The organism is Hydrococcus rivularis NIES-593 (assembly GCF_001904635.1).
Taxonomy (GTDB): Bacteria; Cyanobacteriota; Cyanobacteriia; order Cyanobacteriales; family Microcystaceae; genus Hydrococcus; species Hydrococcus rivularis.
The window spans coordinates 239,684-264,932 of the sequence record NZ_MRCB01000001.1; the positions used below are offsets into that span (position 1 = coordinate 239,684).

The 25,249-nt window shown below is 44.1% G+C and carries 25 protein-coding genes and 1 pseudogene; 12 read left to right on the forward strand and 14 right to left on the reverse strand.

Going from position 1 to position 25,249, the window contains the following annotated elements:
• Positions 1–82 precede the first annotated feature (82 nt).
• Together NIES593_RS01080 and lspA are read left to right on the forward strand one after the other, a co-directional pair.
• A complete protein-coding gene (locus NIES593_RS01080; protein WP_083602260.1) occupies positions 83–742 on the forward strand; it encodes a biotin transporter BioY in 660 nt (219 codons plus the stop codon).
• A gap of 75 nt (positions 743–817) precedes the next feature.
• The gene (gene lspA, locus NIES593_RS01085) at positions 818–1,273 is read left to right on the forward strand and encodes a signal peptidase II (protein ID WP_015145956.1); all 456 of its coding nucleotides are present in this window, start codon (positions 818–820) and stop codon (positions 1,271–1,273) included.
• Between the two features lie 420 nt (positions 1,274–1,693).
• Here lspA and NIES593_RS01090 read toward each other — a convergent pair whose 3' ends face one another.
• Entirely contained in the window at positions 1,694–2,974 is a 1,281-nt protein-coding gene (locus tag NIES593_RS01090) for a glycosyltransferase (RefSeq protein WP_073597815.1), read from the reverse strand.
• A 40-nt stretch (positions 2,975–3,014) separates the two neighbouring features.
• Entirely contained in the window at positions 3,015–4,334 is a 1,320-nt protein-coding gene (locus NIES593_RS01095) for an MFS transporter (RefSeq protein ID WP_073597816.1), read from the reverse strand.
• Positions 4,335–4,676: 342 nt separating this feature from the next.
• On the opposite strand from NIES593_RS01095, the gene NIES593_RS01100 reads away from it, so the two are divergent.
• From NIES593_RS01100 to NIES593_RS01115, 4 genes are all read left to right on the forward strand, one after another.
• Positions 4,677–5,000: a hypothetical protein gene (locus tag NIES593_RS01100; RefSeq protein WP_139253597.1), complete on the forward strand. Its 324-nt coding sequence runs from the start codon at positions 4,677–4,679 to the stop codon at positions 4,998–5,000.
• Positions 5,001–5,183: 183 nt separating this feature from the next.
• A complete protein-coding gene (locus tag NIES593_RS01105; protein WP_073597818.1) occupies positions 5,184–7,397 on the forward strand; it encodes a pentapeptide repeat-containing protein in 2,214 nt (737 codons plus the stop codon).
• A gap of 244 nt (positions 7,398–7,641) precedes the next feature.
• Positions 7,642–7,884: a DUF4327 family protein gene (locus NIES593_RS01110; protein WP_073598040.1), complete on the forward strand. Its 243-nt coding sequence runs from the start codon at positions 7,642–7,644 to the stop codon at positions 7,882–7,884.
• Between the two features lie 271 nt (positions 7,885–8,155).
• On the forward strand, positions 8,156–8,398 hold the full coding sequence (locus NIES593_RS01115) for a DUF4327 family protein (protein WP_073597819.1): 243 nt from the start codon (positions 8,156–8,158) through the stop codon (positions 8,396–8,398).
• Between the two features lie 94 nt (positions 8,399–8,492).
• On the opposite strand, the gene NIES593_RS01120 is transcribed toward NIES593_RS01115, so the two are convergent.
• The gene (locus NIES593_RS01120; RefSeq protein ID WP_073597820.1) at positions 8,493–8,843 is read right to left on the reverse strand and encodes a hypothetical protein; all 351 of its coding nucleotides are present in this window, start codon (positions 8,841–8,843) and stop codon (positions 8,493–8,495) included.
• 234 nt (positions 8,844–9,077) lie between these two features.
• Here NIES593_RS01120 and typA point away from each other — a divergent pair, with 234 nt between their 5' ends.
• From typA to NIES593_RS01145, 5 genes are all read left to right on the forward strand, one after another.
• Positions 9,078–10,871 (forward strand): translational GTPase TypA, encoded by a 1,794-nt coding sequence (gene typA / locus NIES593_RS01125; protein ID WP_073597821.1) that lies wholly within the window; start codon positions 9,078–9,080, stop codon positions 10,869–10,871.
• 308 nt (positions 10,872–11,179) lie between these two features.
• A complete protein-coding gene (locus NIES593_RS01130; protein WP_073597822.1) occupies positions 11,180–11,443 on the forward strand; it encodes a hypothetical protein in 264 nt (87 codons plus the stop codon).
• Positions 11,444–12,025: 582 nt separating this feature from the next.
• A complete protein-coding gene (gene hisC / locus NIES593_RS01135) occupies positions 12,026–13,072 on the forward strand; it encodes a histidinol-phosphate transaminase (protein WP_073597823.1) in 1,047 nt (348 codons plus the stop codon).
• Positions 13,073–13,075: 3 nt separating this feature from the next.
• Positions 13,076–13,891 carry an inositol monophosphatase family protein gene (locus NIES593_RS01140; protein WP_073597824.1) on the forward strand — a complete coding sequence of 272 codons (816 nt, stop codon included), beginning with the start codon at positions 13,076–13,078 and terminating at the stop codon, positions 13,889–13,891.
• Positions 13,892–14,207: 316 nt separating this feature from the next.
• Positions 14,208–14,393, forward strand: coding sequence for a PCP reductase family protein (locus NIES593_RS01145; RefSeq protein ID WP_073597825.1), 186 nt, complete (start codon positions 14,208–14,210; stop codon positions 14,391–14,393).
• Between the two features lie 69 nt (positions 14,394–14,462).
• Here the strand turns inward: NIES593_RS01145 and NIES593_RS01150 are convergent, their stop codons facing one another.
• The 10 genes and pseudogenes from NIES593_RS01150 to NIES593_RS25420 all read right to left on the reverse strand — a co-directional run.
• On the reverse strand, positions 14,463–15,230 hold the full coding sequence (locus NIES593_RS01150; RefSeq protein ID WP_073597826.1) for a LapA family protein: 768 nt from the start codon (positions 15,228–15,230) through the stop codon (positions 14,463–14,465).
• Between the two features lie 101 nt (positions 15,231–15,331).
• On the reverse strand, positions 15,332–15,973 hold the full coding sequence (locus NIES593_RS01155) for a flavin prenyltransferase UbiX (RefSeq protein WP_217651776.1): 642 nt from the start codon (positions 15,971–15,973) through the stop codon (positions 15,332–15,334).
• A gap of 3 nt (positions 15,974–15,976) precedes the next feature.
• Entirely contained in the window at positions 15,977–16,735 is a 759-nt protein-coding gene (locus NIES593_RS01160) for a HEAT repeat domain-containing protein (RefSeq protein WP_073597827.1), read from the reverse strand.
• Positions 16,736–16,819: 84 nt separating this feature from the next.
• Positions 16,820–17,293 (reverse strand): GNAT family N-acetyltransferase, encoded by a 474-nt coding sequence (locus NIES593_RS01165; protein ID WP_073598042.1) that lies wholly within the window; start codon positions 17,291–17,293, stop codon positions 16,820–16,822.
• A gap of 97 nt (positions 17,294–17,390) precedes the next feature.
• The gene (locus tag NIES593_RS23840; RefSeq protein WP_175560999.1) at positions 17,391–17,534 is read right to left on the reverse strand and encodes a hypothetical protein; all 144 of its coding nucleotides are present in this window, start codon (positions 17,532–17,534) and stop codon (positions 17,391–17,393) included.
• A gap of 112 nt (positions 17,535–17,646) precedes the next feature.
• On the reverse strand, positions 17,647–18,477 hold the full coding sequence (locus NIES593_RS01170; protein ID WP_073597828.1) for a glycosyltransferase family 25 protein: 831 nt from the start codon (positions 18,475–18,477) through the stop codon (positions 17,647–17,649).
• A 112-nt stretch (positions 18,478–18,589) separates the two neighbouring features.
• Positions 18,590–19,534 (reverse strand): lysylphosphatidylglycerol synthase transmembrane domain-containing protein, encoded by a 945-nt coding sequence (locus tag NIES593_RS01175; RefSeq protein WP_073597829.1) that lies wholly within the window; start codon positions 19,532–19,534, stop codon positions 18,590–18,592.
• Positions 19,535–19,695: 161 nt separating this feature from the next.
• Entirely contained in the window at positions 19,696–20,331 is a 636-nt protein-coding gene (locus NIES593_RS01180; protein ID WP_217651777.1) for a GNAT family N-acetyltransferase, read from the reverse strand.
• On the reverse strand, positions 20,328–21,923 hold the full coding sequence (locus NIES593_RS01185; protein WP_073597830.1) for a hypothetical protein: 1,596 nt from the start codon (positions 21,921–21,923) through the stop codon (positions 20,328–20,330). The genes NIES593_RS01180 and NIES593_RS01185 overlap by 4 nt, the downstream gene beginning before the upstream one ends.
• Positions 21,920–22,147 (reverse strand): annotated as a pseudogene (locus NIES593_RS25420) (transposase); the annotation flags it as partial. The gene NIES593_RS01185 and the pseudogene NIES593_RS25420, both read right to left, overlap by 4 nt.
• Positions 22,148–22,574: 427 nt before the next feature.
• On the opposite strand from NIES593_RS25420, the gene NIES593_RS01195 reads away from it, so the two are divergent.
• Positions 22,575–24,236: an aminotransferase class I/II-fold pyridoxal phosphate-dependent enzyme gene (locus NIES593_RS01195; RefSeq protein ID WP_073597831.1), complete on the forward strand. Its 1,662-nt coding sequence runs from the start codon at positions 22,575–22,577 to the stop codon at positions 24,234–24,236.
• 159 nt (positions 24,237–24,395) lie between these two features.
• Here NIES593_RS01195 and rimM read toward each other — a convergent pair whose 3' ends face one another.
• Positions 24,396–25,019, reverse strand: coding sequence for a ribosome maturation factor RimM (gene rimM / locus NIES593_RS01200; protein ID WP_073597832.1), 624 nt, complete (start codon positions 25,017–25,019; stop codon positions 24,396–24,398).
• Positions 25,020–25,249: the final 230 nt, after the last annotated feature.

A 25,249-nucleotide genomic window follows, 5' to 3' on the forward strand; every position in this document is an offset into this window, starting at 1 on the left:
ATACTGTTGGAACAATTTTCAGAAGAGGAGCATGCTGTGCTAGAATCCCTAAGACTGCAAAGCAGTCAAGCCTTAATTCCTGGTGAAGATCAACCGACGAACCCACGCTAGAAAACATCTCTTTCAGAATCGAGAACTAATCATCAACGTGTCAGGACTCAACGAGCTTCTCTGGGCGCTAATTGGTCTGCTGTTGACCATTTTCGGGACGTTTATTGAAGCATTTATTACTAATCCGCCTTGGGATTGGGCGGATCGAGGGATGTTTTCTCAGTCTCTCGGTACTACCTGCCAGATTGGTGCAGTCCTGCTGACAGGATGCTTGGGGGGGAAAAATGCCGGAGCGCTTTCTCAAATTGTCTATGTTGTCCTTGGATTGTTGTGGTTGCCAATTTTTGGTCGCGGTGGCGGTCTAGAATATGTTAGAGAGCCTAGCTTTGGCTATCTAGTAGGATTTATTCCTGGCGCTTGGTTGTGCGGTGCGATCGCATTTCGTCACAGGACAAAATTAGAGTCTTTGGCAGGTAGCGCCCTCTGCGGTTTGTTGGCGATCCATTTTTGCGGGTTAATCTATCTGGTCGGTTTATCTTTCTTTGATTCGGCAGGCGATCTCTTCGTTTCTCTGGAAAATTTGCCACAATTGATTAATCGCTACTCTATTGCACCTTTACCGGGTCAAATGGTTCTTATCTGCGTTGTCTCAGTTATTGCTTTCGTTTTGCGTCGGGTATTATTTTATTGAGTTAATGATTAATTAAAAGTTGTTGGTTAGTAGTCTTTAAATCGTTTGCAACCAACACTAAATTCTCAATTTAAAATGTTAAAAAATCGTTTTTTCTGGATTGTTGCAATTGTTGGTCTGATTTTAGATCGATTAACAAAATACTGGGTGGAGCAGAATTTCGAACTACATGAAACCTGGTCTTTGTGGGCAGGAGTTTTTCATTTTACCTATGTAAGAAATACAGGAGCAGCTTTTAGTTTTTTTACAGGAGGATCGGGTTGGTTGCGCTGGCTATCTCTGGCGGTTAGTTTGGGGTTGATTGGCTATGCTTGGTGGGGACCAAGACTAAAAGCGATCGAACAGTTGGGCTGGGGCTTTGTCTTGGCTGGGGCTTTCGGCAATGGAATCGATCGCTTTTTATTTGGCTATGTCGTCGATTTTCTCGATTTTCGATTGATTCAATTTCCTGTTTTTAACTTAGCCGATATTTTTATTAATATTGGGATTATCTTTCTTTTAATCGCTAGTTTTCGAGAAGCAAGAAGATAACTTTGAAATCAGTTACTAGCGATCCCATTTTGGATTTTAGATTTTGGTCGCCGTTGTGCTGGAAGTGCAAGGTACTCCGCCAAGTGAGCGGCGGAGCCTGAAAAGCACTTCGTCAATTCCAGCGGCGTGCGGCGACTGCGTTCCGCAGATTTTGGATTGGGAAGTAGTTAATGGTTAGTAGTTATACCAATTTTCAGGTTTTCGCGCTCGACATTCTTCTCCCCTCTCCCAAATAGGGAGAGGGGTTGGGGGTGAGGGCGATCGACCATCTCTGTCATTAATGAATGAACAATGGTATTAATGGTATTAGTAGTTAATTGTCTCCCTTGTCCCCAACTCTCCCAACTCTCCCAACTCCCCACACCCCAGTTCCCCCGTCGCAGAAGTCTCCCTTTTGTTCCATCCTTTTTCTAAAAAGTTTTAATTAAATTTAGCAATAGCTTTGGCTTTCTTGGCAATTTGTTTTTCCCAAATCGCGAGCAAATTTTGTACGGTTTTATCCCAACTGTTGTATTCTTCAATATATTGCCTTCCTTTGGCTCCCATTTCTTGTCGCAGGGCAGGATTTTCTACCAGCGTTTTGAGCTTATTCGCAAAATCGTTTGCATCTTGTGGGGCAAACAAAAATCCATTCCAACCATCTCGAACGTCTTGCGGTATTCCTCCAGCGCGAGGAGCTAAGATGGGTAGTCCAGAGGCTAAAGCTTCTATAATAGTCAGCGCTCGATTTTCCTTTTCCGAAGTCGTGACATAGATGTCGCTATTGGCTAAAAGGGCGGGGATTCGTTCGGGGGAAACTCTGCCAAGAAGATGGGTGTGGGGAAGCAAGGATTTTAGTCGGCTAGCAATTTCCTCTCGCATGGGACCGTCGCCTATAATCAGAAGCGCGATGTCTTGGGGATTTATGTATCGCGCTGCTTTGGGAAAGGCAGAGATAGTAAAGTTCCAGCCTTTATCCGGCGTTAGACGTCCTAAAAAAACTAATTTTACCTTGCGATCGCACTCGCTTAAGCCAAAATTCTTCTTAAAAAATCCTTCTTCGCGCAGATGGGGAGTAAATTTATCGGGATCGAAACCGTTTAAATTTTCGTAGATCGTATTTTTAATACCAATTTCGATCAGTTTTTGATGGATGACGGTATTGTGAATCAGGGTAGCGTCATAGGCATTGTAAACCCAGCAGAGGAATTTTTTAAACAGGAATTTTACGAACGCCATAGCCCAATCGGGCAAAGCAACTGTCATACCGCCGATGGGAAAAGCGGCAAAATCGTCGAGATATTCTAAAAAATTAGTTCTAAAAAAACCGACGCAGGGAATGCCAGCTTTTTTTGCATAATCGATGCCAGGAATGCGCCAAAATCCGACGCATAAGCGTTCTGGTTCGTCAACGTGGACAATATCGGGTTTAAACTTTTCTAATTCTTGTCGGAGCGTTTGGTAAGAATTGCGACTAACATTTCGCTCGAAGTCTAAGTCTACAAAAGGCGTACTCTCTAGATTAATAACTCTCACGCCGGGTAAAATTTCGCCCGTGTAGTCTTTCCAATTTGGGTAAATGTGTGCCAACGCGCTGTAATCGGGACAGAATAATAGAACCTGATGTCCCCACTGACTCAGCTTTTGCAGTCTGTAGAGTCCGCTAACCGTCACTCCATCAACAACAGGGAGAAAGCCAGAGGTAATAATCGCAATTTTCATCGAGTAACTTGACTAAATTGGGCTAGCAATCGAGTATAAATTAAATCGTCGATCGCGCTTTAACCATTGCAAGAGCCGCATCTCCTTCATCGGGTAACTCGGCTTCTATGCGCCTCAGTTGAGGCAGTTGACAGACAACCAGCGTGACAAAAATCAGGATGCTTCCCATCGCGAATAACAGAAGTCTAATTTCTTGTCCCATTCCCGTACCGATGAGTCTACCAATACCAGTGGTTAAGAAACCATCGGAAGCCACAAACGGACTGATGACGCGCTCTACTAAAGGACCAGCAATGACATAGGCTAGGATGGAGAGCGATCGCTCTAGAGCTTGCTGTAAGGCAAAGATCCGACCTTGTAAGCCGAGAGGGATTTTGCTCTGCCAAATAGCGCGATTGCAACTGATAATAATCGGTTGAGCGAATAAATAAGCAAAAATGCCCAGAGCAGCAAGATAGAGAGAAGCATCCAAGCTTCCCAATAGCAAAGCCATTCCCTGTACGGGAACGAAAGCAAAAATGCCGTAAATTCGTCGTTGAGGTCCTCCCCAAATGCTGATGGTCAAACCGCCGAGAAGCATCCCGCAACCGCCAATCGAGAGAACGCGACCGAGATCGGCACTAGAGGAGAAATCTAAAATAAAGGGCCAGAATAAAACCTCAAGCATTCCCATGGTGAAATAAATCATCGCCACGTAGCTCGTTAAGCCGAGTAAGCTAGGTTTAGCGAGGATGTAGTGCCAGCCAGAAACGATCTCTTGCCATAGTCGTTGTGACTCGATTGGATAGGTAGAAGCAGTTTTGAGAGTGGGGAAGCGAACTAATAGCAAGGTGAAGGCGGCAACGGTAAAGGTACAGAAATCAATCAGGAGAACGCCCTTGAGGGCGACGAGTTCGATTAAGAAACCTGCAACGAACGGGGCAGCAATCTTGGCGATCGCTTTGGAAATTTGTACCATACCATTAGCGCGGCTGAGGTGTTCGTTGGGAACGAGTTGTCCGATTGCAGCCGTATAAGCGGGGATCTGAAAGGCATCGGCAAAAGAGACAACCATCACGACTAGATAGATATGCCAAACTTGCAAGCTATTCGTCCATAACAGCCCCATGACCGTCAAGGTGCTAATTCCTGCCGCCAAATCGCTCAAAATCATTGCCCAACGGCGATCCCAGCGGTCTATTATCGCTCCGGCAAAGGGAGAGACGAGCAGATTGGGAAGGTACATGCACAAAACCACAAAAGCAAACTGGGTTAATGACTCCGTTTGCTGATACACCCAGACGCCGAGAGCAAATTCGGTTAGTTTGGAACCTAATAAAGAGACAACTTGTCCTATCCAAATGAAAAGAAAAGTTCGCATAAATAAGGCAGCTCGCTAAGAGCGAATCCCAATATTTTTTCAGAGGAAAAAGCTGAGTCTTAATTTTATCCCCAATTTATTGCTTCTCAATTTATCATCCGATATCTATTTAGGCTAGAGATTGCTCGGTTCGTTCCGCCCGATCCCGCTATGGCAGGAACAAATCCTCCTGGCTCCATCGTCTCTAGCTATCGACGATCGCGCGTCTAGCTTGGCGAAACTTGTTTTTCTCGCTGACTGCTTGCCGCGATCGACGATTAGATAACAGTTTTTAGCAATATTGATTCAACGAGAGGACGGTCGATCTAGAGTGGATTTAGAAACCTCTATCCAAAAATGCTTATGAGTTCTCAAAATAACTCCGATTGGGAGCGCAAATTTCAAGATGTAGAAGTTGAAGTCGATCCCGATTCTTCCCCGTCCTCTGTCAATTCAACGAACGCTTCTGGGGAGATAGAAAACGCCTTTAACCGGATCAAAGTATGGTTCGACGGTCTACCGCCTGCTGGGAGATTAATCGTAACCCTTGTCGCGCTGACGATCGCGTTTTCCATTGTGAGTACTATTTTTCAGATAGTCACCTCTCTATTGAGTACCGCTGTCTTTGCCGTCATTCTCTATCTGGTTTACAGGTTCTTGACGACTTCCCGTTCTCCCAACCAGTGATTGGAGAGATGGGAAGTATGGGGAGTGTGGGGGGAGTTGGGAGAGTTGGGAGAGTTGGGGACAAGGGAGAAGGAGAACAAGACCGACTACTAAGCAATAACGAATGACAAATGACAAAAGACTTTTGACCAATCCAAAATCCAACGTCCAAAATTCAAAATCGAATCACTGATAACTGAATTTATGGCTAGCCCACCCATCAAAAGAGGTAAAGATCGAGCTAAAGGAAAACCAATTTATCTGTTGTTACTACAAGCCATTCCCCTGCTTCCAAGACGCTTGGCAGCATGGACGCTAGAAGTTTATCTAGTGGCTGCTAGCGCGGTTATCCCCTATAGCCTCGGCGTTTACATCGAATCTCATTCGAGTGCCGATCGCGTGCCGCTCAACCCCGTGCTAGCCAACGCAGAGAAAGCGATCGCGCAGACTTTGGGATTGCCTCGCCGTCAGAGTCAACCCGAAGTTGCTCCTTTAACCAATTTGTTGTGGTGGGTCGCCTTAACTAGCCCCGTCGTCCTGACGAGCTGGCAGCTCTATATTTTGGGCAAAACCGGTCAAACTTTACCCAAGCGCTGGTTTGGCGTGCGAGCGATCGCCGATTCTGGTAAACCACCCGGTTTATTGCGGGCAGTCGTGCGCGAAGGAGCAGGTAAATGGGGATTGCCCTTGGGAACCGCTTACTTGCTCTGGCGATACTCTGGGGCATTTCCCAATTTGGGACTGCTGGCGGGGTTGGCAGGAGTCGCGATCGCGATCGAAGGCGGAATCCTTTTGCGCTCTTCTCGCCGTCGTCCCCTGCACGACCGAGTTGCCAAAACCGTTGTCGTCGATATCCAAGCTTCCTCCCGCCGCCAGCGCGTTCGACCGCCCAATCGGTCTGTAACGGTAGAAGTCAAGCCTTATAACCCCAAAGCGATCGCAGACAACAGCCATCGCCGTCTGCCTCCAGATGTCCTCAATGCCGTCGTCCTGCCGCCAGAGAGCGAGGAACGTCAAAAGGGATTTTGGTTGTGGATGCGCCAACATCCAGGGACGACTTTGTTAATTTTTACCTTGGCAGGGATGAGTTTCGTGTTGGCGACCTTTGTCGTCACGCAAGTTTACATTCAAGACAAGGCAGATCGGCGACAGTCTGAAGCGGACAAGAATGAAGCGTTTCTGACGCTGGTCGATCGCTTGAGTTCCACTGCGACCGATCCCTTGGAGGAACGCAAGTCGGTTATTCTGGCAATGGCAAGACTCGACGATCCTCGCGCCCTTTCCTTACTGGTCGATTTATTGGGACAGGAAACCAATCCGGCTTTAATGGATGCGATTGGACGAGCCATGGAAAGTGTGGGCTTGAAGGCACTACCCGCCCTGCGGCAGTTAAATCAATCTCTATCCAACCAGCTTCAATCGCTTTCTCTTGAGAATGCCCCACAAGAACGACGGTTGGTTGCCTTGCGCCTGAGAGCGACGAAAGGAGCGATCGCTCGCTTGCTCGTTCTCTCTAGCGGTCGGCTTAGCAGCGCCGATCTCCAGCGCATCGATCTCGGCGGGATGGTAACGGAATCTAGCGATTTTGCTTTAATTTTAGATCGAGCCGACTTATCGGGGGCGAATTTGCGCAGCGCACTTTTAAGTCAAGCCAGCTTTCGGGGCACTATCTTCGCCAGTGCTGGAGAAGATAGGCTTTTGAGTACGTTCGACGATGCGATCGCCGATCTCAGCGGTGCCGACCTTAGAGAAGCCAATTTGGCAGAAGCCTTTTTAAGCGATGTTCCTCTCCAAGGCGCGAATTTAATGCTAGCGACGCTCAACCGCACCAATTTATCTCGCGCTCAACTGCTAGAAACCAATCTCAGCAGCGCACAACTGCTAGAAACCAATCTAACTGAGGCGGATTTAGAAGGCGCCAGTTTAACGGGGGCAGATTTGGCGGAATCGACCTTCGTTCGCGCCAATCTTCGACGAGCCAAATTAGGTCGGGTTCGGGCGCTAGGGGCAAATTTTGCTTCGGCTAATCTGTTTCAATCTGACTGGAGTGGTTCGGATTTGTCTGAGGTCAATTTTAGCCAAGCCAATCTCGAAAGCGCAGATTTGAGTTCGACTCAGTTGGCAGGAGCCAATTTACAGAAGGCTCAATTGCAAAATGCTAACCTCGCTAACGCCAATCTCGGCAATGCCGATTTGCGAGGCGCTAATTTAGCCAGAGCTAATTTTCAAGGCGTTTTGTTTGTCACTCATCCCTCCACCAGTTCCGAACCATTTCTGAACGCTTCCTCTTCCGTCGAATCAAAAGCGAATATCGAGGGAGTCGATTTTACAGACGTGAAAAATTTAAGCGATAGTCAAATTAATTTTATTTGCACTAATGGCGGCTATCATCCTCGGTGTTCGATAAAACCAAAATAAGCTCAGATCTCTGACTTTCAATCAAAAGCGATCGCGTTTTGTCAATATTTGATGACTTTTTGAAATCCCTTTGCTGACTGCTGTTTTTCTTGACAGGTAAGGGAGCAGTCTATATCAATCGAGAAATTGATAACAAAATGTAGTTTAATATACAGCAGAAATTCATTTTCTTGCTCACGCGAATTGGATTATATTGGACGTAGGTAATTAGTCATATGCCTTGTTCTTTTATATGAAACCTCCTATGAGTATTAACACCCTACCATCGCCTGCCTCAAATCATTATTCGCTCCAGACGCTTAAAGATGAAGCTCGTCATCTGGTAGAGAAGGGAGTCCTTAGCCGTCAGCAGCCGATTTACACGCTTTGCCAGTACATTCCCGCTCGCGAGTGGGTAGGTGTTGAATGCGAGCTAGACAGGTGCAATTTTTTATTGCGCGATCGCATTGGAGATTTAATTGCTTGCGAAGTCTGGGAAAACGACTAACCCTTAAAGTTCAAGCTCTGCCGATCTTTGTCGAACACTTTAGAAAAACTACCGTTATTAGTCTTGAATAGACCATAGATAGCCCTAGTCTAACTGACTAGAGCATATATTTTCTCTTACGTGTTTGTAAAGAAAAAAATCAATCCTGTAACTTTTGTTTAAAAATCTCCGAAAATTGTAACTAAGGATACAGCAGAAAAATGATTGTTTGATAGTCCGATTCGATTATTATTAACTTTAGCCCCTACTTAACGAAAAAGTCAGGCTTCCTATGAGTACTGGTACGTTATCTACCTCTCAACCCACTCGTTATACCATTGAAGTCATTAGAGAAGAGGCTCGTCAACTGGTAGAAAAAGGAATTATTAGCCGCAAACAGCCTATCTATACCCTCTGCCAATATATTCCCGCTCGCGAGTGGGTATGCGTGGAGTGCGAGTTGGAACAATGCGACTATTTGCTGCGCGATCGCATCGGCGATCTTTTAAGCCATCAGAGCTGGGAAAACGATTAAGAGTTTTGACTAGAAAAACCAGATTTTGTTTCTAAAAAAGAAACGGGATCAAAAAAATTTAATCCCCAAACGATTTGTTTTATGAGGGCAGGCATCAAGTTTGCCCTAAATTGTCTAAATACCTCTCCACATCTTCAATGAGGCGAGTTAGTTCTGCTTCCGTCATCAGTCGCACGCGATCGTCGCGAACGGTTAGAAGCACTTTAGCAGCAAAGGGACTGGGGTAAATATTGGGATTGCAGAAAACTTCTAAAAAAACATCGCCAGTGTAGCGGTATTCCATAGACTTTTGGGGAGTCGGCCTACCGCCACTAGAAGTATTAACCGCGATCGCTTTGAGACTTTGCATTAAGCGATCGATCTCCTGCTTCAATTTTCTAGCTGCTTCAGGGGTAAAACTAAACGAGACCGAACCTTGGACGAGATTAAGCGTTATCTGAGTCATGAGAATGTATCCAAGTACGCCAAGCCTAACAAAAGACAATCTCTAGGGATTTAGCATTGTATCGCTTGTTGTCTGCCCTATTAATTAATCTTTGTAACGAAACCTTCAAAGTACTACATTTGTAGTAAATTTTGGCTGTCACTCAAGAAGGCTTTACAATAACAGGCTATTTTTTAGATAGAATTATTAAGAAATCTATACTTCTCAATACATAACTTTTAACCCATAGTTCCTATGTCTCTTCCCATTCGCAACGTCGCTATCATTGCCCACGTCGATCACGGCAAAACTACCCTTGTCGATGCCCTTCTCAAACAGTCCGGAATTTTCCGCGAAGGGGAAGACGTGCCTACTTGCGTCATGGACTCCAACGACCTCGAACGGGAACGGGGCATCACAATTCTGGCAAAAAACACTGCCGTTCGCTACAAGGATACTTTAATCAATATCGTTGACACTCCCGGACACGCCGATTTTGGCGGCGAAGTCGAACGGGTTTTGGGAATGGTGGATGGCTGCATTCTAATTGTCGATGCCAATGAAGGTCCCATGCCCCAAACTCGGTTCGTACTCAAAAAAGCCCTAGAAAAAGGTTTGCGTCCTATCGTCGTCGTTAACAAAATCGATCGCCCTCAAGCCGAACCCGACCGGGCAGTTGATAAAGTCTTCGATTTATTCGTAGAATTAGGGGCAGATGACGATCAATGCGACTTTACGACTCTGTATGCTTCTGGTTTAGCGGGTTTCGCCAAAGAGAACCTAGAAGACGAAGGGAAAGATATGCAGCCCCTCTTTGAAGCCATCCTGCACCACGTAGCCCCACCAGCCGGCGATCCCAACAAACCCTTACAATTGCAAGTGACCACCCTGGACTATTCTGAATATTTAGGGCGAATCGTCATTGGCAGAATTCACAACGGGGTACTCAAAGCAGGACAGCAAGCGGCACTGATCAAAGATACGGGCGAGATTATCAAAGCCAAAATCACAAAATTGCTGGGATTTGAAGGTCTAAAACGCGTCGAGTTGACAGAAGCCAGTGCGGGTAATATCGTCGCAGTAGCTGGGTTTGCCGATGCCAATATTGGCGAGACAATTACTTCTCCCGAAGATCCGCAGGCATTGCCCTTGATTAAGGTAGACGAACCTACCTTACAGATGACCTTCTCGGTCAACGATTCTCCCTTCGCCGGACAAGAGGGGAACTTTGTTACTTCTCGACAACTGCGCGATCGCCTTTTCCGAGAACTGGAAACCAACGTTGCCCTACGAGTAGAAGAAACGGACTCTGCTGACAAATTTATGGTTTCTGGACGGGGCGAACTCCATCTAGGCATCCTCATTGAAACCATGCGTCGGGAAGGATATGAATTCCAAGTCTCCCAGCCTCAAGTCATCTACCGCGAAATCAACGGTCAGCCCTGCGAACCTTTTGAATATCTCGTTCTAGACGTTCCCGACGAAGCAGTTGGTTCTTGCATCGAACGCCTCGGACAGCGCAAGGGAGAAATGCAAGATATGCAAGCTGGTGGCAACGGACGCACTCAACTAGAGTTTGTCATTCCAGCGCGAGGATTGATCGGTTTCCGAGGCGAATTCATCCGCCTAACGCGCGGGGAAGGCATTATGAACCATAGTTTCCTCGAATATCGTCCTCTCTCTGGCGAAGTAGAAACCCGCTACAACGGAGTTATGATTGCCTTTGAAGAGGGAGTTGCCACTTTCTACGCCCTGAAAAATGCGGAAGATCGAGGAGTATTCTTTATTACTCCCGGCACAAAAGTCTATAAAGGCATGATCGTTGGAGAACACAATCGCCCGCAAGACTTGGAGTTGAATGTCTGCAAAACCAAGCAGCTAACTAACCACCGTTCGGCGACGGGAGACGAATTAGTCCAGTTGCAAACGCCTGTAGAAATGAGTTTAGAAAGGGCTTTAGAATATATCGGACCCGATGAGTTAGTAGAAATCACGCCGAAGTCGATTCGCTTGCGGAAGATGGCAGCAAAGAAACTAGCCAAGCGATAAGCGATCGGTTAACCCCGTTACTAAAACAAAGCCCGCTCAGGCGGGTTTTGTGTTTTATTTTAACGCGATTGTTGTTTTAGAGGCAGTAGCCTATCGCTCTTTTCCATAATGTAAATAAATGGCTACTAAAATCCAAAAATATCGACAAATAGCAAGAAATATAAGATTTTTTAGCTGAATATAAAAAATATTTTTTCTTGCTTTTCGATCATTTTTTATATCAAATCTTGTAAAAAAAAGAACAAAAAGAAAGGTTCAATAGGTAAAATTTTAGTAAAAGGGAAATTATTAAAGGGAGGGGAAAATATATGTTGACTAAAGCTATTGAATTAAAAGATTTAGTTTCAATAGATCGGGATAAATCTGGCAGTCGCGCCACGATTACAGTAGACCTACAAGAGGAATTGGAAAAAGAAGAGTTATCGGGCAAATTTGATAAGTTTGAAACGGTTTTTCAAGAGAAAACTGGAAAGCTGATAGTTATGTGCGAAGTGGCTTCCGATCCGCCTCAAGCATGGGACAGTGAAGAAGAATCGGGGCTTTTTAAGCTGATTCAATCGTGGGTGGTATAGGAGAGCAAGTGAGGTCGATCGATTGTAGTCAGCATTGAGGGCGATTGCATCACTAAAAAATCCCTTTTTACAGCTACTTTTTACAGAGAATTTAAAAAAAATGGGGGTGTATTATTAAACTGCTGAGATCGCCCTCTTATTAATTTCCTCAAGGAAAACCAGTTTAACGGCTACTAGAATGAAATAGCTTGCCCTGTCAAGGGAGATCGAAAATCTACAAGGGGATTACAGGTTGTCCCAAAAGTAAAGAATGTGCAAGGTACTCCGCCAAGTAAGCGGCGGAGTCTGAAAAGCACTTTGTCATGTTGAGCGTAGCAGTAGCGAAGCGAAACATCTTATCTCAATTAGTAATTCGCAATTATTAGTTCGCAATTAGTCAGCAGTTCTCGGTGTAAAGCTTTTTTAATGAGCATCTGTAGCGTTCTTCTTTAGAAATAATATTAGCATGCCAATTCCAAACAGAGATTCTTCGTTACGTTTTACTGGACTGGGAATGACAAAATGGACTTTTGGGGTGTCCTCTTAGATTCCAGTCGGTTCTGTTTGAAGATATACTCAGGATCGCAGCGATAAAAAAATAGAATGTTACCGATTCGAGAATGCGTACTCCAAACACCAGGTTACGTACCAGGGGAACAACCCCAAACCAATGATTTCATTAAACTCAATACGAATGAAAATCCTTATCCTCCGCCGCCAGAGATATTTGATGCGCTACAGGCGGAATTACCCAAGCTAAGATTATATCCCGATCCAGTTTCGACAAAGCTTAGAAAAGCGGCAGGGGCTGTTTTTGGAGTATCTGCGGATAATATTATCGCCGGGAATGGTTCGGATGACATTTTAAGTATCGCCATCCGCACCTTTGTCAATCCTGGGGAAGCGATCGCATTTTTAGATCTAACCTATTCCTTATATGACACGCTAGCAAGAATCCACGGCGCATCGATTATAGAAATTCCTACCGATGAAAACTTTGCGTTAAGCGAACCGATTATTTGCCCCGAAGCAAAGCTAATTTTTCTAGCTTCTCCCAATCCACCCGTCGGAAAACATCTCAACCGCGACTATCTTGAAAAAACCTGCGCTCAATCGACAGCAATTGTCGTAATTGATGAGGCTTATGTTGATTTTTCAGATGAAAATCATCTCGATTTTCTCCAAAAATATGACAACGTAATTATTAGCCGTACCATGTCAAAAAGTTATAGTTTGGCAGGAATGCGAGTAGGATTTGGCATGGCTTCCCAAAGTTTAATCGAACAGATGAACAAAGTTCGAGATTCTTATAATTTGGATCGCCTATCGCAAACTTTAGCAACGGCTGCTCTTGAATCTCATTCTTATTTTCAAACTATCTGGCAAAAAGTTCGTCGAACGAGAAGCCGCGCGATCGCAGCTTTAAGAGATCTAGAATTTTTTGTGTTTGATTCTGACTCTAACTTTGTCCTAGCTTCGCCTCAATGGATGAGTGCCGCAGAACTTTATGCTCAATTAAAAGAACGCAAAATTTTAGTTCGGTATTTTAAGCATCCTCGCATTTTAAACTACGTGCGAATTTCTATCGGAACCGATGAAGAGATAGATCGTTTATTGACAGCGATCGCGCAAATAAAAGCACAAAAATAAATAATGGATGACTTAACTCAACTAATCGAGCTAGCAGAAAAATTAGCCGATATATCTGGAGAAATCATTAAACAATACTTCAGACAGCCTCGCATCGAAGCAGAAACTAAAGCAGGAGCAATTTCTTCTATTGTCACGATTGCTGATAAAGAAGCAGAAAATGCAATGGTAGAAATCATTTTAAAAGAAGCCCCAAATGATGGCATTATTCGAGAAGAGGGAGAAAATATTCCCTCTCAAAATGGGCGATATTGGGTACTAGATCCTATTGATGGAACGGCATCTTTTGTTAGAGGAATTCCAAGTTTTGGGACGTTAATCGGGTTAGTTAACTTAGAAACTAATGAGCCATTAATTGGTGTTATTAATCAGCCAATTATGCAAGAAAGATGGATTGGCATAAAAGGAAAATCGACTCTATTTAATCAGCGATCGCTTGTCAATACCTATGCACGAGATAGAGATAGCAAACTAACAGAAGCTTGTTTGATTTCTACCACTCCTTTTATGTTTATTACAGATAGGCAAAAAGCAATAGCAAAAAGCCTGCAAAAAGTCTGCCAGCGCACTGCTTTTGGCGGCGATTGTTATAATTATGCGGCACTAGCTTCGGGCTGGTCTTCGATGCCTATAGTCGTTCTAGAATCCGACATGAACTATTATGATTTTTGCGCTCTCATTCCTATTATTGAAGGCGTGGGAGGAGTTATCACAGATTGGTCGGGCAACAAACTAAACCATGAATCGACTGAAGTTTTAGCAACTTCTAATCATTTTTTGTGGGAACAAACTATTGAAGTTATTAGAAATATTCAGTAATAATAGTAAATTCATCCGATTGGGTATCGTAGGGGCAGGTTTAATAAAAAATAGAAACAAAATATCACAAAACAAGATAAACCTGCTCCTAATCCAGGGCTATTTCATTCTCGAAAGCTAGAGAATCAATTCTCTGTCTAATCCCTTAAGTCCTATAAGACGGACTTAAATTTTGAGCCAAGAAATTCATTTCTTGGTTAACTGCAATCAGAATGAAATAACCCTGCTCCTAACCGCCCGTACAAAAAACGACAGAAAAAGATTATACTAATTAAAAATCGATAAAATTAAATAAGATAACTAGTGAAGGAAAGTTATGAGCGAATATGATGTTAGCGATACTCTGCCTTGGACGACTGAAGCTAAGGCAAAGCTAAAAAACATCCCCTTTTTTGTTAGAACTCAAGCTCGTCAAAGGATAGAAGAACTAGCTCGCGCTGCGAATTTAGATAAGGTTACGGTTGAAATTGTAGAGCAGGCAAGAACTGAATTCGGTCAGTAGAAAAGGCACGATTTAGAATTTTTATTTGCGATCTCAATCTTTTTAAATAAAAAATAACAAAACTTTTAATTAAATCCAGTCTTCTTCATCCTCGTCTTCTCTCGTCTGTTGCTCCTGGGCGTTCTGATAAGGAGGGAGAATCACTCGGTAGTTAGCATCGTACACGCGATCGCTTTTGTCTTCCTCTTTATCTTGTTTATCTTGTTTGCTTTCCTCCTTGTCTTGCCTATCTTTGGGTTCTCGATAGACGTAGGAATAAACGGAACCCGTGCGGGTTGCTGATTTGGGTTGCTGTTCTGCCTCAAAAACAGTAGATTTGTCTTCTTCTAGCTGGCGAGCGCTATCTTCGACTGCGCGTTCCTCTGTTCGTGCGGGTTCGCGGGGAACTTCGCGAACGAAATCGCGGACGGGTTCTCGTATAATGGGTTCGCGAGCAGGCTTTTGAACATTCCAATCATCCCACTCCTCTTGGTAATCCTTCTCCCAATCCGATCTGTAAGAAGATGGGGGAGTCTGTGCGGGCGATCGCGAATCATCTTGTGGCAGACGATAGTCCGAAGACATCTGGGGAGACTGAGGGGAAGGCGGCGGCGGAGAATACGATCGCGATCGGGTTGCCTCAAAATTTCGGGGAACGGATGGTTTTCCTAAAGAAGACAACAGCCGCCAGAAAAGGCTAGTCAAAGCCCCCGCAGCGATAAATAATAAAACCCAACCCGCGATCGGCAGCGTCACCCTAGCGAGATTGCCAAAAAAGACTAACGTAACCGCCTGCTGATTTTGCAAGAAAAAGACAATTCCAACACCCAGCACCAGCAATAAAATTAGTAACCGCATAATCAGTTAGTGGTTAATGGATAGTTGTTAGTAGTTAGTGGTTAGTTGTCTCCCCACACTCCCTTGTCTCCTTGTCCCTTGCTCCTCCCTCCGCCCTTAGATTAATGTCCTTGCCAGCGATTGATGGGAATGCAGTCAATATCTAGTTGATCTAAGGCGCGAGCTACCACAAAATCGACCAAATCTTCAATCGTTTGTGGGTTGTGATACCAGGCAGGGATTGCCGGAACTATTCTAGCGCCTGCCTCTGCCAAGGTGGTGAGATTGCGCAAATGAATCAAACTAAAAGGGGTTTCGCGGGGAACGATTACCAGAGGGCGATTTTCTTTAAGTTGAACGTCAGCCGCCCTTTCCAAAAGATCGGAACTCAAACCTGCCGCCAGTTTTGCCACCGTACTCATGCTACAAGGGATGACGAGCATCCCCAGCGTGCGAAAAGAACCGCTAGCAAGGGTCGCACCTACATCTCCCCAACGATGACAGCGAAGCTTGCCCCTAGAAGGAACTCCTGCTTGCTCTCGCCAAAATTGCTCCTGTAGATCTGGTTCTGGCGGCATGCGGATATTGTTTTCCGCTTGCCAAACCATATAAGTCGCTTTTGAGGCGACGACATCGATCGCATAATCGGCTTCCAAAAGAAACTTGATGGCTCGAACTGCATAAATTAATCCCGAAGCCCCACTAATACCGAGAATTAAGGGACGAGTCTTTGAACCGATCGCTGGTAACTGGTTACTGGTCACCGATTAAATTAGCCCTTCTAGTTCTAAATCTTCAATCATTTGAAGACCGCGAGGATCGCCTACCTTTAATAAGGCTGCCTTAGCATCTTCTTTTACGCCCAAATCTTCATCTTCAACTAAGGCTTCTAGGAGAGCGTCGATCGCCGTTGCATAAATAACATTCAAAGGTAGTTCGCGACACAATTGCCCGATCGACCAAGCACAGTTACTTCTGATAGCGGCGACTGGATCTCGCCTTAAAGCTTCGATCGCAGGAGGAATGGCAGCGATAATGTCTTCATATTCTAGTTTAGCGACTTGAGCTAAGCTACTGGCTGCCCAGAGACGCACCGCAGAAATATCCGTTTTGAGAGCGTGAATCAGCGGGCGAAGCGAACGGCGATCGCGACAGTTCCCTAATGCCCAAACAACTCCTTTGCGAACGTAGCCATTCCAATCGTTATTGAGAGCAGCAATCAGAGGTTCGACAGCATCGGGACTGGTATTGCGCCCCAAAGCATAGGCAGCACTTACCCGCACCAAGGGGCAAACATCGGTTAGCAATCGGATGAGGTGAGGAATAGCGCGTTCGTCGCGAAGCTCGCAAAACGCTCTTGCCGCCAGCATTCGTTGTGGCGTTTCCGAACTGGTCAACAGTCTCAGCATCGCTTCTGGATCGGGAGGTGGAGTTTGGGATTCCAACTCTTCCGATTCAAGAGGATCTGGCGAACTGATTAGCTGTTCTTCCGATTCAATTACGCTGAGGTCATCTTCGTTATACATACTAAGATCGATTATCGCATCGAATCCCAATTATGAAGAAGGCAGGGAACAGATAAGGCGAGGAAAGATGAATCTCTCTAACTTTTAAAGCGGTTTGCCCACAGAAAAAGATTGAATTTCGTAACCCAGACGGCGATAAAAGTCGAGGGCAACTTGGTTGTGGGAGAAGACTTGAAGACCGATTTGGCGATCGCCCCTTGCAGCCGCCCAAGTTTCAGCCCGATGCATCAAAGCTCTAGCAATCCCGCGACGGCGATGTTCTGGCGCAACATAAAGCAAAAAAATGTAGGCGTAGCGATCGCCGCTAACTAAATCTATAGCATTTCCCATCCACAAACAAGCGACTGTGACTGACTCAGATGCTTCGCGCGTCCATTCAACCCACCACAAAGGCGTATCTGAGGACAAGTAATTCTCAACTGTTTGCACTAGATGAGAAAAGTCTTCGCGATCGGGAAAAAGTTCCCGGTAAGTTAGCGTCATGAACTTGCTCAGTCGAGCTTTATCCAGGCTAGAGCCAATGCGAAACTGATAGCCATCTGGCAAGCTATGAGCCATTTTGTTAAAGATAAGGGGACGGGGACTGGGAGAACTAGCCAATGACAACTAACCAATCTCCAATCCAAAATTTAAAATCCTTTCATCCAAAATCGAATCACTGGTCACTGGTCGCTGTTTCAATCGGTGCGGGGGCTGCCATATCCGAAGGCAGGAAAATACGGGCGCTAGTTGCCACTAATGCGACTAAAAATACTAGAACGATGAGAAAGGGAGCGATGTACTGACGAAAAATTGCCATTTGAGTTGAAGAGTGCGATCGGGTTTTCTGACAAAGTAGCTCAAGCTTAGCGAGCTATCTGTGTCTAGTTTAGAATATTTGCCCCAGTTCGATGTAACTCGCAAGCTATCTTTTATAGCTTCATCGATAATTGTCTGCCAACGGCAAACCTTAGAAGTCTAAGCGGTACGCTGGAACCTTTGAGGACTGGCAGGCGCAAAAATCTTCCCGTTGCTAGACGAGCAATCCCTTTTAAACGAGCTTGTAGTCTTGTCTGGAGAAAAGTAAGTTTACCTTCACTCTTACCAGTGACATACAAAGGTGTAAAAGCCAGTTTTCCATAAAGAACATCAGCTCTATGAGTCAGGCTTAATCCATTTTTATAATGCTCGATATTAGGCATTCCCCCGTGTTCTCCATAATTTCGGAAGGGAATGTAGTTTTTGAGTTTTCTAGCGCGTAGGAAAGAATCGACACCAGAATCCCAGCTAGAGTAATTAGTAGCTCCGATTTTTTCTTTGATTTCTTTGGCTAGCTCTATGAGACAGCGAGCACCTTGAGGAGTGACAATGTAAGCAACCATCGAAGTCGAATATCCTTGAGCGTAACCTTCTTGGGAGACGCTATAAACTTGAGGAGCGCAAGCGTACAACCAAGCCACTCCTACAGTGTTATCGTCAGGGTTGAAGGGGAGAGGAAGTTTTCCCAATCCCAGCACGGGCACGAAATCTGCCTCGACAATTAAAGTAAGTTTGTCTTGTTGTACGGCGCTTTCCCATGCTCGCTTGTGGTTGAGGAGACAACGATAACTCGGTGAATAATTATTATATTCTTCCTTTTGTTCTTGTCTGAGAACTTCGCATTGTAAGCCTTCTTGCTTTAAGGCTTGCTCGAGAAGCTCCGTTGACTCTTTATAAGCAATAATAAATACTTGAGTGATGCGATCGCTTAACCGAGTTGTCATTGGTCAAAAGTCCTTTGTCATTGGTGAGAAGGGGATTAGTTAGTGGTTAGTTGTTAGTTGTTAATTGTCTCCCCACTCCCTCATCCCCCCCTCTCTCACGCTCCCCTCTATACTATTGCTTCAATTTTCTCGCTGCTCCCATCATTTGCCCCAAGAAAGGCAAGCCGATAATTGCTGGCAGGAAATAGCGAGAAGTACACAATAAACCCAGTGCCGCTCCCGTCTGGGCATCAAAATAAGATTGGTAAAAGAAAATTAATGCAGCGTCGCGCGTTCCTACTCCCGCGAAAGTCAGGGGTAATAATCCGGCTAAAATTGCCAGGGGCGAGAGAGCTATGTTAATTATAAATGGTGTCCAAGCTTTGAGTGCGAGGATAAATAACCAAATTTGTAATAGGTGCAAAAACCAGGTAAAAATGGAAGTAGCTGAAACGATTAATAATTGTTTTTTATCGCCCCAAAAATAATCATGCATTTCCTGCCAGGAAATCTGTAAGTTTTGGAGCTTTTGTCTTAATTTTTTCGGTGCTATTTTGATGGCACTAACAAAAAATATTTGAGCAAATTGACGCGAACCAAGTAACAATAATCCAAAGATTAACCCCACAGTTACTGCTAGCGTCATCGTCCAAAATAGACCGTCTTTTTCTGGATAAACAAATAAGCCAAAGACGCACCATAAAAGCAGAGACAGCATATCGCAAGCTTTTTCAAACACTACTAAAGACAGCGACAAAGAACCGCTTAAATGCCCTCTATCTCTCATAAAATAAGCTTTGACAATATCTCCCATTTTGGAGGGAAGCACCATATTAAGAACGCTTGCCCCTAAAATCAATCGGTTGGCTTCGATAAATCCCAAGCTAGTTTCCTGCGGCATCAGTTGTTGCAGTCGCCATGAAGTAACCATAGTGATAGGAATAACCATACCGAGACTAACTGTCATCCAAACGCGATCGCAATCTCTAAAAACCTGAATTAAACCTTGGAAATCAATTTTTGAATAGATAATTAAGAGAATTGCAACGCTGATAGCTATGGAAATCAATCGTTTCATATTGAATAATTATGGCTTAATAAATTGAGAAAACTCCAAGGCTACAATTAGATTACTCAGAAGGCGATGATAAGTTAACTACGTCAAAATTAAAAATCTTAATCCGACACAGACTTGGGCGATCGCTAGCTGGGAAGATTATATCAGCCGATAACTGAATCTCAATTCAAATAATTTTCTTTGTTTAAGATATATTTGACAGCCTTTCTTTCAGTTTTTGTTAGATTTGGTAGTTGAGTGTCTGTAAATAAAAATTCTTTTTCAAACTTTAAACCAACTTTTTCCATAACTCGAATTGACCGTTGATTATCTGCCAATGTCCAACTAGCTACCTTTTGTACGCCCCATTCTTTAAACCCTTTAGACACTAATTTTTGTGACCCTTCAATTGCATAACCTTTTCCCCATTTATCGGGATATAATCGATAACCGAGGGCAATTTCATCATCTGCTACTATTCCTAATTCCACTGCAAATTTATTTTCTGTTGCTGGGTAGAAGTGAAACCAACCGATAAAGTTATTACTGGCTCTTTCAATTGCAGCCCAAATTCCATAGCAATCGTACTTTTCGTAGTATTTCATCATTTTGGGCAAAGATTGATTTTTAATAATTTCGTAATTAATAGTATTCCCTCCATTGCCCCAACGGATTATTTCTGGGTTGCTATCTAAAGCAAATAAATTGTCTGCATCACCTTCAGTAAATTCACGCAGAATTAATCTCTCTGTTTCTAGAAAAATCTTAAACATTGCTCGTTCTTTTATTTTTTTATTCTGCGCAAAAGAAAAAATCATAACTTTCGCTCTAAATTTAAACTTTGACCAGCTTTAAGCTGCTTAACTTGCTCGGTTAAATCTACCCAAGGCTGCAATTGTCCTATCTGAAAAGTACGACTCATAACAACATAAATTGAAGTTTGATCGCAGCCAATTCCTGCTGAAATAACATTATCCCAGGATGTGGAATGCAATTCATCAATGATTTTCCATTGTCCGTTTTCCCATCGCAACTGACGAGAAAAAGAAAAAGGTGCGATCTTTTTCCCGGTAATCAATATTTTTTGCAGAGTTTTACGAATTAAATTGGGAAAGAAACGTCCAAAAGTATACATAACTACTCGCAGAATGATTAAATTTAGAGTGGTCATTTGTTTTTGTTTTGCCCAACCCAGCGAACCCTGAATCGTAATTTCATCTTCATCAACTTTAATTTTATAATTGCCCATTAAATGACCGACAGCATTTTTAATCTTTTTACCTTCTTTTACCTGAAGAGAAAATTGCGTATCTGAAGCCACTAATTTACCATCTCTAAATAACTTAAAAGCTCCTCCTTTATTGAGAGCTAAATAGAGTTCTGTCCCTTGACGACGATCGATTAAAATTCCGCCTTCTTGTAGCCAAAAACGATTGTCAGAACGCGGTTTAAAAGGAGGTCTATGGAGAACAAAATCTCTCCAAGCTAATAAATAATTCCAAGTGTGATGACCAATAATATGATCGTCGGCGTAACATGGGGCTAAACCATTTGCTAGTCCTTTTAAAAAGCGATCGTTGATGTTTAATGCTTCTGGCAACCATTTTCCGACTAATTCAAACCCGTGGGGAAAGAAATTATAGGTATTGCGGCTGGTATATTCTCCGCCATAGGAACCATCGGGATGGACGAAATGAGAAGCTAAAATAGCAGCTTTTGCTAGCGCATCTTTTAGTCGATTATTGGTAGGATTAAATTCGTAAACGCGAGCCAAACAGGAAATTGTTAAAGTATGATAACCCGGATCGCAGCCTTCATATTCGATAAACCAACCTTCGGGATTTTGCCACGATAAAACTTGCTCTAATCGTTGTTCTTTTTGGGCGTTCCATCTATCGGTTTTAAGTAATTTTGATAATAATTCCAAACAAAGAACAATTAACGCTTGATGATTGGTTAATCGTCCGCTTTCTTGATGGTGTGCTAACCAGTCAGCCCGTTTGACAAAAAAGTCGATCGCAGTTTGATTATTTAGTCCCAGCAATCTATAACTCTCAATACAGGCAAGCAGCGAAAAAGCGGCTGCCCCTCCTGCCCTCTCAAAAGGAAAATAATCGTCGCAGGAACCGTCTAGATGGGCGCTGCGGGCGGCGTAGAGGATGCCTGCTTCTACCCAGTCGCGAATGGCGGGTTGGCGGTAAAAGGGATTATTGGGAATATCTGTGTCGTAAGCGAGGGCGAGGGGATAGACGAACTCCTGCGACATCCCGCTAGGAAAATCGATGATTTTGTACTGCCAGAAATTGCGGTCAAAACATCCGTAGGTAGGGCTGTGGGGGTTACGATCTTGAAGGGTTAAGAGTTTGGGAATTTGCGCGATCGCCTCAAAAGCAAATAAATCTCGACTCATGTAGGGGAGTTTGGACTAACAGGGAGAATAAGGCAATTATAAGGATTCTGTCTAATATATTCCCATTTAATCTGAAACTCTCTTTCATCTCTAATCATTTCATCGTACCTACCATCTTGCCAAACTTTGCCAATGTGATTCATCACTTTAGGAATTTGCTTGGCACTATAACTTTTAATACTGTGTAACATACTTCCAATTGACCAATATTCTGAGGTCGCTTTAGATGTAACTAGATTTTTTGAGTTAGACGCGAGTAGATTTTTGAAATCAGACGCGAGCAAGATGCTCGCGCAATCCTTGGGATACTTACTCGCGTAATCCTGATGAGCGATCGCTAGCGCTAACCAGTCTTGCCAAAACTCATCAAAGTTAAGAAAACTTTTCAATCGCGCCTGCGTCTTTAATATGAAGGACAAAAGAGTAGCGATCGCGTGCTAACACAAATAACGTATCATTATTTGACGCTACTTAGAAAATAAGATAGTTATGCGTATTAATCTGCCTTTTGGTTAAAAGCGTCTAACCAAGACTTCAGACTAAAGGTGCTATGATAAGCCAATTATTATTACTTGGGCGGCTAGTTACTTGCCGAGTGCTTTCATCGCCACCAAAGCGATGCGGGCGTTTAATGTGGTTAAGGAGTGAAGCATGACACTGTTGAACCAAGTCTGGAACGAGAAAGAGAATCAACAGCAATCTGATGCTTGGACAAACGCAGAGTCTTCCGCTAATGTTTTCCAGTCATCTCCCTCAGAAGCAGAAATTGCCAGTTGGCTGGTGGCTAGGCTAGCAGAATTGCTAGAACTCGATCCCGACGAAATAAACCTCCAACAAGATTTAACCGACTATGGGTTAAGTTCTGTTGATGCCGTCAATTTATCAGGAGATCTGGAAAATTTTCTTGGTCGTCGGCTTTCTCCTACCATTGTTTGGGAATACCCGACTGTAGAAGAATTATCTCAGTATTTGTCCTCAGATAATTCGGAAGAAGAGCCTAGCACAAAAGAACTGCTCAATCCGTCATCGCTATTAGATGGAAACCATCAACAACTCGATACAGCAGACACTTTTTCTACTCATTCAGAAATTCCAGAAGAGTATTATCGTTTCGAGCTATATCCAGAGTATCGTCAAATTCAACAGCAGCAAGAAGAAATCCAATCCCTCGGTCTTGGCAATCCTTTCTTTACGCCTCAAGAAGGCATTGTCAACAATACCACCAGGGTTGGGGGAAGAGAACTCATTGACTATGCCAACTATAACTACGTGGGTATGTGTGGCGACCCCAAAGTCTCTCAAGCTGCCAAGGAAGCGATCGATCGCTACGGAACTTCCGTATGCGCCAGTCGCCTCCTCTCAGGAGAAAGACCGATTCACCGCGAACTAGAAAGAGAAATTGCAGATTTTATCGGCACAGAAGACAGCATCGTCTATGTTGGCGGTCATGCGACTAACGTAACGACTATCAGCCATCTGTTCGGACGCAATGATTTGATCCTTCACGATGCTCTCAGTCACAATAGTGTCGTCCAGGGAAGCTTATTCTCCGGTGCGAGTTTGATTGCTTTTCCCCACAATGACTGGCAAACCCTCGATCGCCTCCTGCAAGAACGCCGCCACCGTTATAGACGAGTTCTCATTGCGATCGAAGGCGTTTACAGTGCCGACGGCGACATCCCAGACTTACCCAAGTTTATTGAGGTCAAGAAGCGCCACCAAGCCTGGCTGACGATCGATGAAGCCCACTCTATTGGGGTACTGGGAGCATCCGGTCGCGGCATCGGAGAACTATATGATGTCGATCGCGCCGATGTCGAACTATGGATGGGAACACTTAGTAAATCTTTCGCTAGTTGCGGCGGTTACATTGCCGGAAGTAAGGCTTTAGTAGAATATCTCAAATATACCTCACCAGGCTTTCTCTTTAGCGTGGGAATTTCTCCTCCTAACGCAGCCGCGCCTTTGGCAGCCATACGAGTTCTCAAAGCCGAACCAGAACGGGTAAAGCTTCTCCAAGAACGCTCCCAATTGTTTTTAGAACTCGCGACTAAACACAATCTCAACACGGGAATGAGCAAAGGCTCTCCAGTAATTCCAATTATCGTGGGAGATTCATTAAAATCTATCCAACTGTCTCAAAACCTCTTTCATCGAGGAATTAACGTTCCTTTCATGATCTATCCGTCCGTTCCTCAAAATGCCGCTCGACTGCGTTTCTTTATCAATTGCACTCATACAGAAGAGCAAATTCGCTCTACAGTAGATATCCTAGCCGATGAGTATCAGAAGCTTTCGGAGCAAACGGATTAAAAATTAGAGAAATGTCTGCTGAAATACCAATAATGGTAGATAGGTTATTCGTCAGAATCGAGTGCCAGAACTGGTTTGTTTCAGCAGCCTCTCGTTTATCTGTTACTTCTACCAATACATCGTTTTTCGCAGCAAGGTGGCTGGCGGCGATTGTGAAGGTTAAAAATTATTAATTTCTAACAATCCAGGTGGGGGCGCAATCTCGATGAGCCCTTTCTCAAGGTCTACTACGGGCACGATCTCTTTGACAAAGGGAATCAGCACTGTTAGCGATCGCGGTTTTTGGTGCTTGATTTTGTGCTTTTTCTTACTCTCAGTTGGTTCTAATTCCGAAGTTTCTTCGATATTCTCATTAACGGGCTGCCGTTCTAGCTTGACTTCTAATAAGTCATTGCCCGCCCAAAAAATATCGCTGACGATCCCTAACTTTTCTCCAGTAAGCTGGTTATAAACCTCTAGATCGATTAAATCTGAGACGTGATATTCATCTTCTGCTAGTTGGGGGCGATCGCAACTGCGAACGAGTAACTTATAGCCTCGCAATTCCTCTGCGCTATTTCTGTCTTCGACTCCCGCCAATTGAATGACATATAAATTCTTTCCCGGAATGTAGCGCCCTCCTAACAGTTCTACTTCTGTCATGCGATCGCCCGATGGCGCTTGCAACCAACGCCGTCCTGGTTCCTCAAATCGTTCGGGAAAGTCTGAATTGGGAGCAACTCTTAACTCGCCTTTCAACCCTTGGGGCGTAACAATAGTGCCAATTTCGAGCCAATCATTCATGGAAGTCGCAAGTCAAAAATCAGAAGTAGGGGCGGTTCGATCTAGAAACTCTAGGTACTTATCAAAACCCGCCCGTACACAAGTCAGAAGTCAGAAATAGAGTTTCATATATTATTCTAGTAGTAAACCGCTCTTATCAAATTACTTAATTACTATATTTGTTTAGAGTTATTTCATTGTGACTTTAGTTGAACCAGAAACAATTTCTTGTCCCCCCAATATTCAGTCCG